The sequence below is a fragment of the Fluviicola chungangensis genome (assembly GCF_007558725.1).
Taxonomy (GTDB): domain Bacteria; phylum Bacteroidota; class Bacteroidia; order Flavobacteriales_D; family Crocinitomicaceae; genus Fluviicola; species Fluviicola chungangensis.
The window spans coordinates 277802-293311 of the sequence record NZ_VLPL01000005.1 but is presented as its reverse complement, the minus strand read 5'-3'; the positions used below and the strand labels follow the sequence as shown (position 1 = coordinate 293311).

Sequence of the window (15510 nt, the reverse complement as noted above, 5' to 3'; positions counted from 1 at the left end):
AATATGTGCTATCTTTGCACCAAAATTCCAAGTATTTCTCATGATTTCAGTAAATAATCTCTCACTTCAATTCGGTAAACGTGTCCTTTTTGATGATGTAAATCTCAAATTCGGTTCTGGTAACTGTTACGGTGTTATCGGTGCGAATGGTGCCGGTAAATCTACGTTCTTAAAGATTTTAACCGGGGAGCAGGATCCGACTTCAGGCCGTGTGGAACTGGAGCCAGGAAAACGGATGGCAGTATTGAGTCAGAACCACTTTGCTTTTGACGAGTACGAAGTATTGCAGACTGTTATTATGGGACACAAGCGTTTGTTCGAGATCATGACTGAAAAGGATGCATTGTATGCAAAACCGGATTTTTCGGATGAAGATGGCATGCGTGCTTCCGAACTGGAGGCTGAATTTGCAGATTTGGAAGGATGGAATGCGGAAACAGATGCAGCAACCTTGTTGAGCAACCTGGGAATTGATGAAAGTAAGCATTACCTGAAAATGGAGGATGTTCCTTCAGAATACAAAGTACGTATTTTGTTGGCACAGGCTCTTTTCGGAAATCCGGATGTATTAGTACTCGATGAACCTACCAATGACTTGGACTTGAAAACCATCAGTTGGTTGGAAGACTTCTTGTTGGATTTTAGAAATACGGTAATTGTGGTATCGCATGACCGTCACTTCCTGGATACGGTTTGCACGCACATTTGCGATATCGACTTTAGCAAGATCAATGTGTTTACCGGTAACTATACTTTCTGGTACCAATCGTCACAATTAGCTGCTCGTCAGCGGGCTGATAAGAATAAGAAAGCGGAAGACAAGAAAAAGGAATTGCAGGACTTTATTTCCCGTTTCTCTGCAAATGCCTCCAAATCCAAGCAGGCAACCAGCCGTCGTAAATTGATCGATAAATTGGATTTGGAAGAAATTCAGCCATCCTCACGTCGTTATCCCGGAATTACATTTCACCAGGAACGTGACGCCGGAAACCAGATTTTAACGGTAAGCGGATTGACGAAAATGCACGAGGGAGAATACCTATTTAAAGATTTATCTTTTACATTGAATAAAGGCGATAAAGTGGCGATCGTGTCTAAAAACTCTATTGCAATCACTCAATTCTTCGAAGTTCTGAATGGAAATATGCAAGCTGATAAAGGTGATTTTACGTATGGAACGACTATTACGACAGCTTATTTGCCAAATGATAACTCTTCATTCTTCCAGGATAAATTGTCCCTGATTGATTGGTTGCGTCAGTATGCACAAACAGATGAAGAAAGAGAAGAAGTAAGTATTCGCGGATTCCTTGGAAGAATGTTGTTCTCCGGTGAAGAAGCTTTGAAAAGTGCTACAGTGCTTTCAGGGGGAGAAAAGGTGCGTTGTATGTTATCGCGAATGATGCTTGCAAAGGCAAACTTCCTGATGATGGACGAACCGACGAATCACCTGGATTTGGAATCGATTACGGCATTAAACAACGGAATGTCTGCTTTTGAAGGAACCATGTTGTTTACATCACATGACCACGAATTGGTTTCGACTGTTGCAAACCGGATTATTGAATTGACACCAAACGGTTTCATTGACAAGATGATGCCATATGACGAATACCTTGCAGATGCAAAAATTGCAGGTCTGCAGGAGGAGCTTTATGCTTAAGATTTTTTTTTTGATGAGAACGCCAACCCATTTCAGGTTGGCGTTTTTTATAGTACTCTCTGTAAGTTGTAGAAATCAATCTCACCTTGTGTCGTGAATACATAACCGCGAAAGGCTTCAATCTCTCCAAGGTATTTACTTTTGATAAATCCTGTTTCCCTCAGTATTTGGATATGCTGAGACACTGCTGCACCACTTAAATTTACCCGTTTGGAAATAGATTTATTCGTTACGATGTGCTATTTGTTTCTTTCTTGAAGAATAACTACTCTCGCAGTTGCAGAAATTGCTCTTCCGATTCGTGCCCTGTTTAATTCTTGTTTGGTGTACTGATGTTGTTTAGATCGTCCCATAAGTTACTGTTTCTTAAATAAGTTGGCAGAAAAGATCATCGGAAACAAGTACCTGAATGAAAAAAACTAAAAATGATATACGAATATGATAATATCATGTATTCGTGATATAACGAAATCATAACATGAAGATTTGACAGAGCAGATATTCCAACAATAAGTGATAACTTCGCCTCCATGTCAATTCCAGAAAGATCCTTTTTATTCCGTCACAAGCTCATCTCCGCCTTGCGTGACTGGGATGTGAAAGGAATTCGCAGACTTTCCGTTGCTTTGCCCAAACTTCTTCTTCCTGATCCTAAATCCATGGGAAAGCATGTCCTGAAAACGATCCACGGTATTAAAATGATGATCGATCCTTCTTTGGATAAAGGAGTAGAACTTTCGCTTTTTGAAACCGGGACTTACGAGAAAGGAACAATTCAATTCCTGAAAGAACACCTGAAACCCGGAGCTTCCTTTTTGGACATCGGAGCGAATATCGGGCTCATGTCCGTGATCGCATCGAAGTGTGTTGGTGAAAAAGGAATCGTGTATGCGGTGGAAGCCAATCCGGCGACAGTTCCGATTTTACAAACCAATATCGAACTGAACCAATGCAAAAATATCGAGGTACTCCCGATTGCGCTTTCAGATACACAAGGAACCGCATTGCTATTTGAAAATTGGGAAGTCAACCGGGGAGGAGCATCCCTGATTTCTCAAAGTTCAGAGGAGAAAGGCATTGAAGTGAAAATGGAACGCCTGGATGATTTGTTTGACGAAAATACGCGGATCGACCTGGTGAAAATCGATGTAGAAGGATTTGAGCCCCAAGTTATTCGCGGAGGAATGAACTGGTTTAAGAAACAGCTACCGGTATTTATCATCGAAGTATCCGAAAAGCGGGAAAAAGAAGCGGGACCAACTCCTAAGGAGATACTAGAATTGGTTGAAAAGATTGGTCCTTATGAGTTTTTCAAACACAAAGGAACCAAAGAACGCAGTGGAAAACTCTTGAAGATTTTACATGTTCAGGAACTGCCGGATCACGACAACATTATTTGCATTCCTTCAGCATGAAACCAGCTTATGCGTGGCCGGTTTTTATTCGGTTTAATGCTGTCATTTTGTCACAAAATATTCCTTGGCACAAACCTTGACATGAAAATGCCAAATTTCAAATAAGTTATGAAAACAGGACAAATACATGTTTCAACGGAAAATATTTTTCCAATCATTAAAAAATTCTTGTATTCCGACCATGAGATTTTTTTGCGTGAGTTGGTTTCAAATGCAGTAGATGCAAGCCAGAAATTGAAAGTGCTTGCTTCAACCGGTGAATATAAAGGAGAGTTGGGGGAACTGAAAGTGGAAGTACTTTTAGACAAAGAAGCCAAAACACTGACAATCCGCGATAATGGAATTGGTATGACAGCCGAAGAGATCGATAAATATATCAACCAGATTGCATTTTCGGGCGCAGAAGAATTTGTGAAACAATACGAAGGAAAAGAGGGTGCTGAAAGCATTATCGGTCATTTCGGGTTAGGATTTTATTCCGCATTCATGGTTGCTGAAAAAGTACAAATACGGACTTTATCCCGCCACGAAGGTGCACAGGCAGTTCAATGGGAAAGTAACGGCTCACCGGAATTTACCCTGACAGAAATTGAAAAAGATACACGCGGAACGGATATTGTCTTATTCATCAATGAAGAGTCCGCAGAGTTCCTTGAAAAATCGCGTATCCAGGGAATTCTGGATAAATACTGTAAATTTCTTCCGATTCCGGTTTTTTTCGGAACAAAAGTAGAGTATATCGACTCACCGGAAGGTGAAAAAGACGAAGACGGGAAAGTGAAACGTGTTTCGGTAGATGTTCCGAATCAGGTGAATAATCCGAAACCTGCCTGGACGATAGCTCCTGTTGATTTGAAAGACGAAGATTACACTGCTTTCTACCGCGAATTATACCCGATGTCTTTTGAAGATCCATTGTTCCATATCCATTTGAATGTGGATTATCCATTCAATTTGACCGGGATTTTGTACTTCCCGAAAATCAAAGAGAATGTAGAGGTTCAGCGAAATAAGATTAATCTGTACTCCAATCAGGTATTTATTACCGATTCGGTGGCGGAGATCGTACCGGAGTTTTTAACCTTGCTTCACGGGGTGATTGACTCCCCGGATATTCCGTTAAATGTCTCCCGTTCGTACCTTCAGAGTGATGGGAATGTGAAGAAAATTTCTGCACACATTACCAAGAAAGTGGCGGACAAATTGGCCGAAATGTTCAAGAAGGACCGCGCTGATTTTGAGGCGAAGTGGGATGATCTGAAGATTTTCGTGGAATACGGTATGCTTTCGGATGATAAGTTCGCAGAAAAAGCGAAGACGTTTGCGTTGATCAAAAATACAGACGGGAAGTATTACACCATCGAAGAGCTTGAAGAACAAATTGCACCGCTTCAGACAAATAAAGACGGAAAGGTAGTTGTTCTGTATACTCATAGTCTGGAAGAACATTTTTCCTTTGTGAAACAGGCAAAAGATCGTGGTTACCAGGTTGCAGTTATCGACGGACCATTGGCTTCACATTGGATTTCGAAAATGGAACAAACGGTTGAGAATTTAAGCTTTGCCAGAGTTGATGCGGATACGCTGGACCACTTGATCCAAAAAGAAGGCGAATTACCGTCAAAATTGACGGAAGAGCAGCAATCGGAGTTGAAACCGCTGTTTGAATCGGCTGTTGACAATCAAAAATTCAAAGTGGAATTTAAGTCCATGAGCGAATCAGATGCCCCGATTATTGTTACACAACCGGAATTCATTCGGAGAATGATGGAGCAGCAAAAGTACGGAGGAGGGGGTTTCTTCGGAGCTTTCCCTGAAACGTATAACCTGGTTGTCAATGCGAACCATCAAAAAGTGGAGGCGCTTTTAAAAATGTCTGATGACTCGGAAAAATCAACCAAAGTGAAACAACTCACAGACTTGGCCCTGCTTGCCCAAGGAATGTTAAAAGGTGAGGAACTGAATAAATTTATTGAGAGAAGCATCTCATTTGTCTAATAAATGAATCCCCGTCGAGAAGGTCTTTGAGACGGGGATTTTAATTTTGTAACGTGTATAGTATCATATTTGCAATTGTAGCATTTGCTGTTTCCGGAGGAAGAATTATCCCGGCAATTATCGGCTTTTTTATCGGAGGGATCGTTGACCAGGTCATGAGATCGAGAAATAATCAGGGAGACAGGAATAGTGACGGTTCCCGTCAGTCGTTCCAGGATATTTTTGAATATTACAGACAGCAAACACAACGATACGATTTCCCTACCCAGCTTTTGGCTCTTTCTGCTTATATGATGAAGAGCGATGGAAAAGTGGTAAAATCGGAATTGGATTTCGTGAAAACTTTTCTGGCTCAACAGTTTGGAAACCAGTTTAATACTTCGCACCTACAAACCCTGAAGCACTTTTTGGATGCCCCGGCTATACCAATTGATCAGATCTGTTCGGATATCCGTATGCGTGCACAGGTAGAGATCCGCATTCAGCTGCTTCACTACCTGTTCGGAATTGCCCAGTCAGACGGACAAGTTTCCGATCAGGAGATTAAAACATTGCAGTATCTCGCAAATTTGCTGCAGGTTCCGCCAATGGATTTCAGGTCTGTACAGGGAATGTTCAAACAAAATCTGAACGCGGACTATGAGATTTTAGGACTTGATGAATCCGCTTCCGATGAAGAAATAAAAAAAGCGTATCGTCAAATGGCTGTGCGGTATCATCCCGATAAAGTAGCTTCTCTTGGAGAAGAGTATCAAAAAGGAGCCAAAGAAAAATTCCAGCGCATTCAGGAAGCGTATGATAATATTAAAAAGGCCAGGGGACTTTGACTCAAATAGCTAAGGCTACAACGTTCTAGTTTTCGCCGGTTTAGCGATATATTAATTGGGGATTAAAAAAACAAAAAACTGACACCACCATGTGAGATTATTTACGTCTATTTGCATATAGCGTTAATAATTTTAGGTACATGCTGACAACAAACTACTCTCGAAACTGCGTTTCTGTCCTATTCTTTTTTTTAGTGGGAATTGCCTCTCTGTATGGTCAGGAGAAACATGCTCAATCCGGTATGACGGCAGTTGAAAAGAACCTGACTTCTTTCCCTGTTTCTGAGATCAGGAATATAGAAGCTTGGAGAAAATACAACGATCCCGGGTATTATTCGCACCCTAATTTTGGAAAGCTCCCTGAAAATGCTCCATGTGAGAATTGTATTGAGGTTCTGGAAAAGAGGACTGTTGACGAGCGTTATTTCATTAACCTGGAGGATACGCATGAATTTTATTCACAAAAAGCACTCGGAGATCTGCATGAACGGATAGATGGGGCATGGGTCACGATTGAACCTGCGTTACATCCCGTATCAGGTACGAGGTATGAATCCGGTTATTTGTCAGATCAGCCGGTGATTGATTTTTCTGCTGCGAGAACCGAGTTGAAGACAGCCAATGGTACATTGTTTTTCAATAATTGGAAATTAATCGTTGTTCAAAACGGAGCGGAATCCAGTCAATTAACAGCAAACTGGTCCGATTATACAGTAGGATCTGATGGTACGCTGATTCACAATGTCTTTCCGGGAATCGATGCTGAAATGCTTGTTCAACGCGGAGGAATCAAAACAAGTTTCATTATTAAGACCAATGAATTCGGTGTGTTTGATCAGTTAGTTTTCCGGGAAGAGCTACATAGTGCATTATCTCCGGTACATGCCGAATTCTCCGAAGGAACACATAACCGTGGAATCGGGAGCTTAAAATTAATGACTGGCACGACACAATTGGCCCTCATGGACGAAGCAAAATTATTTGCAAAGGATGGACCTAAAAGTCTGGCACGTTCAGGGGAATACGTCATACATGCCAATAAGGTTGACTTACTCGTTGATTATGACTGGATCAACGCACATATTGGTTCTTATCAGTTAATCGTTGATCCACTGATAACAGGAACAGCTACTTTGGCACAGGCATCGATTACCGGATCCAGGTATAATGCTTCGTGTAATTTTACGAATTCATGTGATTACAACCTGACGGTTCCTTGTCCGGCCGGTGCATCTATTACAGATTTAACATTCTCATTTACCTATTCTGCTAACGGAACAACCTGTTGGCTTCAGGATGGAGCAATGCGCATTGCAACCGGGGGATGTACAAGTCCTTCAGCAGCTGGATTTTACTGGTTTTGTAATGCAATAGGTGGAGGAACCTGTTCAGCAACTAACCAAACAGTATATACGGATTTAGCAGCCTGCATACCTGCTCCTACCGTTGCAAACTGTACAGCCGGTGGACAAAACATAACCTTTACTTTGAAATTTTACCGTTCATGCTGGGGAGCAAGCGGTTGTTCCAATACCTGTATCGGAGCAGGTTCGCCCTGGGTAATGAATATTGTAGGTAGATCGCTGGAGTATACCAATCCCACAACACCGATTACGCTTTCCGGTACAACTGTCTGTCAGGGAGGATCATTGACTGCATCTACTTCCGCGATTTATGGTATTCCGACTTATAATTACAACTGGAGTTTTAGTCCAACCGGTACTCCAAGTATTGGAACCGGAACAAGTGTAAATATTACGTTTCCAACTTCGGGTTCAGTGACACTTTATTCAATCGTAACAGATCTTTGTGGTAACCAGATCACCAGTAACAGAACAGTTACAGTTACACCGGGAACACCTCCGACCATTGCAGCCGGTGGCCCCACCACATTCTGTGCAGGTGGTTCAGTGACATTGACTTCTTCATCTGCAACAGGAAATACCTGGTCAAATGGTGCCACGACACAATCAATTACTGTTACGACAGGAGGTTCCTATACGGTAACCGTCGTTGGGGGAGGAGGTTGTTCTTCCACTTCTTCAGCAACAGTAGTAACAGTTACACCCCTTCCTGCAACACCAACCATTACACCAAGCGGACCGATTTCATTTTGTACCGGAGGCTCTGTGACATTGACTTCTTCATCTGCAACAGGAAACACCTGGTCAACCGGTGCCACAACACAATCGATTAACGTAACTACAGCAGGAACCTACACCTTGACTGTTACTACGAGTGGGTGTACTTCAGCGCCTGCTTCAACAACCATTACAGTGAACCCACTTCCAGCTGTACCGACCATTTCGACCGGCGGTCCAACAACGTTTTGTTCGGGTGGTTCTGTCACATTGACTTCTTCTTCCCCAAGCGGGAATACCTGGTCAACAGGAGCGACAACCCAATCCATTACCGTTTCAAGCAGTGGTTCCTATACCGTTACGGTTTCGAACGGATCGTGTTCTTCAACTTCAGCGGCGACAGTTGTCACGGTGAATCCGCTACCAGCGGTACCGACCATTTCGGCCGGTGGCCCAACAACCTTTTGTTCGGGTGGTTCTGTCACATTGACCTCTTCTGCTGCGACCGGAAATACCTGGTCAACAGGAGCGACAACCCAATCCATTACCGTTTCAAGCAGTGGTTCCTATACCGTTACGGTTTCGAACGGATCGTGTTCTTCGGCATCTGCAGCAGTGGTTGTTACAGTGAATCCGCTACCAGCGATACCGACCATTTCAGCCAGCGGCTCCACGACATTCTGTGCAGGTGGTTCTGTTACGTTGACTTCCTCTGCTGCGACCGGAAATACCTGGTCGACAACGGAGACAACTCAGGCAATAAATGTAACAACAAGTGGTTCTTATACGGTTACAGTCTCCAGTGGATCATGTTCCTCAACATCTGCTGTGACATTAGTTACAGTAAATCCACTACCAGCGGTGCCGACTATTACAGCCGGCGGTCCAACGACCTTTTGTTCGGGTGGTTCTGTCACATTGACCTCTTCTTCTGCAAGTGGCAATACCTGGTCTACCGGAGCAACAACCCAATCCATTACCGTTTCAAGCAGTGGTTCCTATACCGTTACGGTTTCGAACGGATCGTGTTCTTCGGCATCTGCGGCTACAGTTGTTACGGTGAATCCGCTACCAGCTGTACCGACCATTGCAGCCAGCGGCCCAACAACGTTTTGTAGCGGTGGTTCCGTCACCTTAACTTCGTCTGCTGCAAGCGGGAATACTTGGTCTACCGGAGCAACAACCCAATCCATTATCGTTTCAACCGGTGGTTCGTATACCGTTACGGTTTCGAATGGCTCGTGTTCTTCGGCATCTGCGGCAACGATTGTTACGGTGAATCCGTTACCAGCTGTACCGACCATTGCAGCCAGCGGCCCAACAACCTTTTGTTCGGGTGGTTCCGTTACCTTAACTTCATCTGCTTCAACGGGCAATATCTGGTCTACCGGAGCGACAACCCAATCCATTACCGTTTCAACCGGTGGTTCTTACACCGTGACAGTTTCTGCATCAGGTTGTTCTTCGGCATCTGCGGCAACGATTGTTACGGTGAATCCAATCCCGACAGTTACGGCATCAAATAACGGCCCTTTATGTGTGAATCAACCATTGAACTTAACAGCATCGGGAACGGCAGGCGGAACTTATTCCTGGACAGGGCCGAATTCCTTTAGTTCCGCTTCTCAAAATCCAACAATTGCTTCTGTAACGGGTGCTGATTTTGGAGTTTATACGGTAACAATATCGGTCAATTCATGCACGGCTTCGGCAACTACCAATGTGACCCTCAATTCGGGTATCTCCACTGCTATTTTAGCTGTAGGGCCATTCTGTGCGAATGATGGTGCAATTACCCTCTCTGCTGCAAACCCGGGAGGAAATTGGTCAGGAACAGGAATCGTAAACCCTGTAACAGGTTTATTTGATCCGAGTGTTTCAGGTCCTGGCTCATTTGTAATTACATACGATATTCCGGGATCGTGTTCAGGTGCTTCCACTACAACAATTGTGGTGAATCCCTTACCGGCGACCGATTTTACAGCAGATACCTTATCCGGTTGTGCACCTTTATCCGTCAACTTTACGAATCAAACTCCGTCAAGTGTCAATGCGCAATGGAGTTTCGGGAATGGACAAACATCTGCTTCGCTGTTAAATGCATCGGCAAATTACACATCTGCAGGGTGCTTCACTGTGTCTTTAAACGTAACGGATCTGAACGGATGTGCTGCAACTTTCACGAAAGTAAACTTTATTTGTATCCACCCGAAAGCAGATGCCTCCTTTACTCCATCTCCGTATGAGGCAACAATTACGCATCCTGAAATCCATTTCATCAATACTTCTTCCAATGCGACAAGTTATGCCTGGAATTTTGGAGATGGAGGCAATTCGGTAGCTTTTTCACCGACCTACACCTATGATGAGGTGCCGAGTAACTATGTTGTGAAATTGACTGCTACCAATGCCTTTGGATGCTCAGATACGGCAAAGGTCATTGTTCGCATACTGGATGAATTGATCTATTATGTTCCGAATAGTTTTACACCAAATGGAGATGAGCACAACAATACTTTTCAGCCTGTTTTCACTTCCGGATTTGATCCGTATAGTTTCAAACTCCTCATTTTTAACAGGTGGGGAGAAACGGTGTTTGAATCAAAAGATGCAAAAGTGGGATGGGACGGTACGTACAATGGGATGCTGGTCCAGGAGGGGATTTATACCTGGACAGTAAGTTTTAAAGATCCGGATACAGACAAAAAATATACTGCAAACGGGCATTTAACACTTGTGAAATAATTCAAAGGGTTTAAAGAGTTTTGAGAATTTATAATTTCCCTAGCGCGAACATCGTCAGTTGTTTGCTCAGATCGTATGCGTTTTCTCTCCAGTCCTTAATTGTTTTTGTTTGGATACGTTCATTAAATAAAGTCAGGTTCGAAGCAACGCACAGTAAGGTATCGTCTGCAAGCATGTTTAACAAATCTTCAAAAACGTGCATTGTTCTGAAAGGAGTGTCCATAAATAACTGAGTCTCACCGCTTCTTTTCACGCGTTGTTCCAGGTCTTTTAATTTCCGGATCCGTTCCTTTTGTTCCTTGGGTAAATACCCGTGAAATGAAAATTGCTGTCCGTTAAAGCCGCTCCCGATCAAGGTCAAAAGGATTGAGCTCGGGCCAACCATGGGGCAAACGTGAATGTTGTTCTCATGAGCCAGTGCAACCAGAACAGCCCCTGGATCAGCGATTCCGGCACAACCTGCTTCACTGATGATTCCCACACTTTTTCCTGATTTCATTGTTTTGATCAAGTGGTGAACTTCTGTTGCCGCGGTAGCTTTATTCAGGACAAAAAATTCAGATTCGTCAATCGGAAAAGTACGGTCTATTTTGCGAAGTAGCCTGCGCGCAGATTTAATGTCCTCCACTGCGAACACGCGCAATTCGGAGGCAATCTCAGCCACTTTTTGCGGGATAATATCTTCCGTGGATTCTCCTCCAAGGGTATTTGGAATAAGGTATAAATTACCTGCACTCATTACTTTTCGATTAATTGGTTGTTTTTTAAAAATGCATCAGTGGCACGTTCCAGTAACTCAATGACTTCTTTGAAATTTTGTTCTGTTCCATAATAAGGATCCGGAACTTCCAGGTCCTGGTTCGGGTATAATTCATTCAGGAAAAGTCTGACTTTTTGTTTGTCCTGATCATTTCTGGCTAAGTGCAGGATGTTTTTCGCATTGCTTTTATCCATTGCAAAGATAATGTCATAATTGTCAAAATCGGCAATTGTGAATTGACGTGCCCGTAATTCATCAATCGATACACCATATTCCAGTGAAAGTTTTCGCATCCGATGATCCGGTTTTTCTCCTGTATGATAATTAGCTGTTCCGGCAGAATCTACTACAATTGATAGATCAAGTGATTTTGCTTTCTGCCGCAGCCAGCCGTCTGCCATCGGGGATCGGCAAATGTTTCCCAAACAAACCATTAAAACACGCATCTTTTGATTTTGATTTGGGTGTAAAGTTACTTTTTTAACTTGATTATTCGAAATCTTCGTTGATTCACACAATTTGTTAGTTTAAACAAACCGTTTATTCATTTAACATTTTTTGATTCCAACGAACACAACTCTATGTATCTTATAATCGTTATATTCATGTAAATCAATAGTAAAGACCATGAGACAGTTAAAGATTGTAAAGCAAGTTACAAATCGGGAGACGGCCTCTCTCGATAAATACCTTCAGGAAATTGGTCGCGTTGAATTAATTACTGCTGACGAAGAAGTAGAATTAGCTAAACGAATAAAGGCAGGGGATAAGAGGGCGTTGGAACGTTTAACGAAAGCTAATTTAAGATTCGTGGTATCTGTCTCCAAACAGTACCAAAATCAAGGATTATCACTTCCCGATTTAATCAATGAAGGAAATTTAGGTTTGATCAAAGCGGCAGAACGTTTTGATGAGACCAGAGGATTTAAATTTATTTCCTATGCGGTTTGGTGGATCCGTCAATCAATCCTGCAGGCTCTAGCAGAGCAGGCGCGTATTGTGAGACTCCCATTGAACAAAATCGGGACAATCAATAAAATTAACAGAGCTTACAGCGAATTGGAGCAGCTTTATGAACGTCCGCCTTCAGCAGACGAATTGGCTGAATACCTGGAATGTTCAGTGGAAGATGTTCGTCAGTCGCTGGCAAATACTGCCCGACATTTATCCATGGATGCTCCGTTGGTTGATGGAGACGAAAGTTCGTCGAGTATGTACGATGTGCTGCCGAATGATTCACTTCCAAGCCCGGAAAATGAATTGACAAAAGAGTCGTTGCGAAAAGAAATCGAACGCTCACTTTCTTCTTTGTCGGGCAGGGAAGGCGATGTAGTCAGACTTTACTATGGATTAAACGGAAAACACCCCCTTACTCTGGAAGAGATCGGAGATTTATTCGATCTGACAAGAGAACGGGTAAGACAAATAAAAGAAAAGGCCATTCGACGCCTGAAGCATACATCCCGAAGCCGGATGCTTAAATCATACCTAGGTTAAGCGGGATCTACGTCAGTAATGAGTCGAATAGGTTTGAAATGGGGAACGCTGAAAAATTGATCCGTCAGCTCATGTAGGCGTTCCTTTACTTTCTTTTGTGGAGCATCTTGCTCAATTTTTAAAACAATTTCTTTCAAATAAAAGTTCTGAATCCTCGCAATTACCGGGGATTCAGGACCTAAAACACGTTCGTGGAATTGATCTTTCAGTAATTTACTGAAATGCAATGCTCCGGCATCCACCAAATCTCGGTCCCTGTGTTTTAATGTAAAACGGATCAACTTATAAAATGGCGGATAGTGGTAATTTCTGCGTTCTACCAGTTCATTGATTGCAAATGAATCATAATCGTGTTCCATTACTTTTTGAATCACCCAATGGTCCGGATTCCCCGTCTGGATAATGACCTTACCCCGTTTGTTTCTCCTGCCCGATCTACCTGCGACCTGAGTCATTAGCTGGAATGCACGTTCAAATGCTCTGAAATCGGTTTTATTGAGCATTAAATCGGCATCGAGAATTCCAACAAGACCGACATGATCAAAGTCCAGTCCTTTTGCAACCATCTGTGTTCCTATTAAAACATCAATTTCACGGTTTTCGAATCCTTGGATCAATTCCAAGTGACTATTTTTATTCCGGGTTGTATCCAAATCCATTCTTCCGATCCGAACCTCAGGTAAGATCAATGAAAGATCATCTTCAATTTTCTCCGTTCCGAACCCCAGCATTTTTAACCGGTTGCTTCCGCAGGCCGGGCAGGTCCCGATTGGAGGTGTCTGGTAACTGCAATGATGACATTTCAACAGGTTGGAATGTTTGTGATAGTTTAAAGTTGTATCGCAGTTGATGCAATTTGGGCTGAAACCACAAATCTCGCAAGTCCATATCGGAGTGTAGCCTCTTCTGTTTTGGAAAAGAATAACTTGTTCCTGGTTTTTTATGGTCTCGATGATGTTTTCCAGCAGGAACTTTGAAAAATGTCCGTTCATGCTTTTCTGTCTGCGTTCTTCTTTCATGTCTGCACATAAAATTTCCGGAAGCTGAACCTGTGAAAAGCGTTCGGTCAATAACACATGTCCGTATTTTCCATCCCGTGTATTCTGAAAACTCTCGATGGATGGAGTTGCCGATCCTAACAGTGTTTTGGTTTTGAAAAAATGTGCCAGAACGATCGCCATATCCCGCGCATTGTATCTCGGAGAAGGATCGTGTTGTTTGTAGGAAGTTTCATGTTCTTCGTCCACGATGATCAATCCCAAATCCTGGAACGGTAAAAATATCGAAGAGCGGGCACCAACAACCAATCGGAATTGGTTCGGATCATTTTGAAGCACTTTGTTCCAGATTTCTACCCGTTCGTTGGAATTGAACCTGGAATGATAGACTCCGATCTTTTCGCCGAAATAAGCAGACAAACGCTGGATCAGCTGTGTCGTCAGAGCAATTTCGGGAACAAGAAATAACACTTGTTTTCCCTGATCCAATACGTTTCGAATGAATTCAATGTAAATCTCTGTTTTTCCCGACCCGGTAATGCCTTGCAATAAGACCGTATCTTTCTTTTCAAAAACGTATTTGATTTCTTCCAGTGCACTCGATTGGGCCTGACTTAATTCAGGGAATGTAAATTTGGTTTGATCCAACGAGTGGATACGTGATATTTCCAGACGTTCAATACGTAAAACACCTTGTTTTTCCAATGTATTTATGGCAGATAAGGAACAACCCTGATCTTCCAATGATTTTCGAAGAATGGGAGTTACTTGTCCATCATGAAAACCTCCCAATTGAAGGATTTTCAGCAGCACCTGTTCTTGTTTGTGTGTTGTTTTTTTTCGGGCAAGTTGTTCAAACAATTCATTTAATACCGCATCTGACCGATAATTCTCGTGAAGAACAACAAATAGCCCCGTTTTAGGGGAAAACTTATTTGAAACCTCTTCCAGTGTCAGAACGATGTTCTTTTCGAGCAAGGTTTTAATAAGCGGTTGGATGGTTTTGATCCCGATGATTTCGGATATTTCTTTTAAATCGAGCGTTTCTTTAATCTGAAGTGCTTCAAGAACTAAATATTCCCGATCGGTTAACAGGGAACTTTCTCCGTCAAAATCCGGGTGAATAACAATCTTTGTTTCACTTGCCAGTTTGAAATTAGCCGGAAGTGCTGCATTCATGACATCTCCAAGCGGAGCCATATAATATTCGGACATCCATTTCCAGAATGAAAACTGTTTTTTGGTGATAATGGGAGTCTCATCCAGGATGTGTTCGAGATACTTGGCCTGATACAAGCGGGGTGCTTCCTGATGGATTTTCGTTATAATTCCGGTGTAGAGCTTGCCTTTTCCAAACGGAACGATCACGCGCAGGTACTCCCTGACAGTGTCATTCATTTCGAACGGAACCCTGTAAGTGAACTCCTGGTTTAACGGAATGGGTAAAATGACGTCAACGAAAAGAGTAACACGCTCGCTCATGAAACAAATTTAATGAACTAAAAACAAATTCGTGTCTTTGTTCG

General features: G+C 42.7%; 10 protein-coding genes. 6 read left to right on the top strand and 4 right to left on the bottom strand.

The window, feature by feature from the left end:
* The first annotated feature begins 40 nt into the window (after window positions 1–40).
* Window positions 41–1663, top strand: a complete 1623-nt coding sequence (locus FO442_RS12025; RefSeq protein ID WP_144333440.1) for an ABC-F family ATP-binding cassette domain-containing protein — start codon at window positions 41–43, stop codon at window positions 1661–1663.
* Between the two features lie 47 nt (window positions 1664–1710).
* Here FO442_RS12025 and FO442_RS19065 read toward each other — a convergent pair whose 3' ends face one another.
* Entirely contained in the window at window positions 1711–1881 is a 171-nt protein-coding gene (locus tag FO442_RS19065) for a hypothetical protein (protein WP_425460005.1), read from the bottom strand.
* Between the two features lie 312 nt (window positions 1882–2193).
* On the opposite strand from FO442_RS19065, the gene FO442_RS12015 reads away from it, so the two are divergent.
* From FO442_RS12015 to FO442_RS12000, 4 genes are all read left to right on the top strand, one after another.
* Entirely contained in the window at window positions 2194–3078 is an 885-nt protein-coding gene (locus tag FO442_RS12015; protein WP_144333439.1) for an FkbM family methyltransferase, read from the top strand.
* Window positions 3079–3186: 108 nt separating this feature from the next.
* The gene (gene htpG / locus FO442_RS12010; protein WP_144333438.1) at window positions 3187–5076 is read left to right on the top strand and encodes a molecular chaperone HtpG; all 1890 of its coding nucleotides are present in this window, start codon (window positions 3187–3189) and stop codon (window positions 5074–5076) included.
* Window positions 5077–5129: 53 nt separating this feature from the next.
* On the top strand, window positions 5130–5903 hold the full coding sequence (locus FO442_RS18960) for a TerB family tellurite resistance protein (protein ID WP_144333437.1): 774 nt from the start codon (window positions 5130–5132) through the stop codon (window positions 5901–5903).
* A gap of 140 nt (window positions 5904–6043) precedes the next feature.
* Entirely contained in the window at window positions 6044–10729 is a 4686-nt protein-coding gene (locus FO442_RS12000; protein ID WP_144333436.1) for a T9SS type B sorting domain-containing protein, read from the top strand.
* Between the two features lie 28 nt (window positions 10730–10757).
* Here the strand turns inward: FO442_RS12000 and FO442_RS11995 are convergent, their stop codons facing one another.
* The gene (locus FO442_RS11995; RefSeq protein WP_144333435.1) at window positions 10758–11468 is read right to left on the bottom strand and encodes an SAM-dependent methyltransferase; all 711 of its coding nucleotides are present in this window, start codon (window positions 11466–11468) and stop codon (window positions 10758–10760) included.
* Window positions 11468–11935, bottom strand: coding sequence for a low molecular weight protein-tyrosine-phosphatase (locus FO442_RS11990; RefSeq protein ID WP_144333434.1), 468 nt, complete (start codon window positions 11933–11935; stop codon window positions 11468–11470). Before FO442_RS11990 ends, FO442_RS11995 begins: the two co-directional genes overlap by 1 nt.
* Before the next feature lie 181 nt (window positions 11936–12116).
* Here FO442_RS11990 and FO442_RS11985 point away from each other — a divergent pair, with 181 nt between their 5' ends.
* On the top strand, window positions 12117–12986 hold the full coding sequence (locus tag FO442_RS11985; protein WP_144333433.1) for a sigma-70 family RNA polymerase sigma factor: 870 nt from the start codon (window positions 12117–12119) through the stop codon (window positions 12984–12986).
* On the opposite strand, the gene priA is transcribed toward FO442_RS11985, so the two are convergent.
* Window positions 12983–15466: a replication restart helicase PriA gene (gene priA, locus FO442_RS11980; protein WP_144333432.1), complete on the bottom strand. Its 2484-nt coding sequence runs from the start codon at window positions 15464–15466 to the stop codon at window positions 12983–12985. The genes FO442_RS11985 and priA overlap by 4 nt on opposite strands.
* Between the last annotated feature and the right edge of the window lie 44 nt (window positions 15467–15510).

Bases quoted from the DNA above. Each gene is read 5' to 3' on its own strand.
- FO442_RS12000 (WP_144333436.1), top strand. From the start codon at position 6,044: ATGCTGACAACAAACTACTCTCGAAACTGCGTTTCTGTCCTATTCTTT.
- FO442_RS11995 (WP_144333435.1), bottom strand. From the start codon at position 11,468: ATGAGTGCAGGTAATTTATACCTTATTCCAAATACCCTTGGAGGAGAA.
- FO442_RS12025 (WP_144333440.1), top strand. From the start codon at position 41: ATGATTTCAGTAAATAATCTCTCACTTCAATTCGGTAAACGTGTCCTT.
- FO442_RS11990 (WP_144333434.1), bottom strand. From the start codon at position 11,935: ATGCGTGTTTTAATGGTTTGTTTGGGAAACATTTGCCGATCCCCGATG.
- htpG (WP_144333438.1), top strand. From the start codon at position 3,187: ATGAAAACAGGACAAATACATGTTTCAACGGAAAATATTTTTCCAATC.
- priA (WP_144333432.1), bottom strand. From the start codon at position 15,466: ATGAGCGAGCGTGTTACTCTTTTCGTTGACGTCATTTTACCCATTCCG.
- FO442_RS11985 (WP_144333433.1), top strand. From the start codon at position 12,117: ATGAGACAGTTAAAGATTGTAAAGCAAGTTACAAATCGGGAGACGGCC.
- FO442_RS12015 (WP_144333439.1), top strand. From the start codon at position 2,194: ATGTCAATTCCAGAAAGATCCTTTTTATTCCGTCACAAGCTCATCTCC.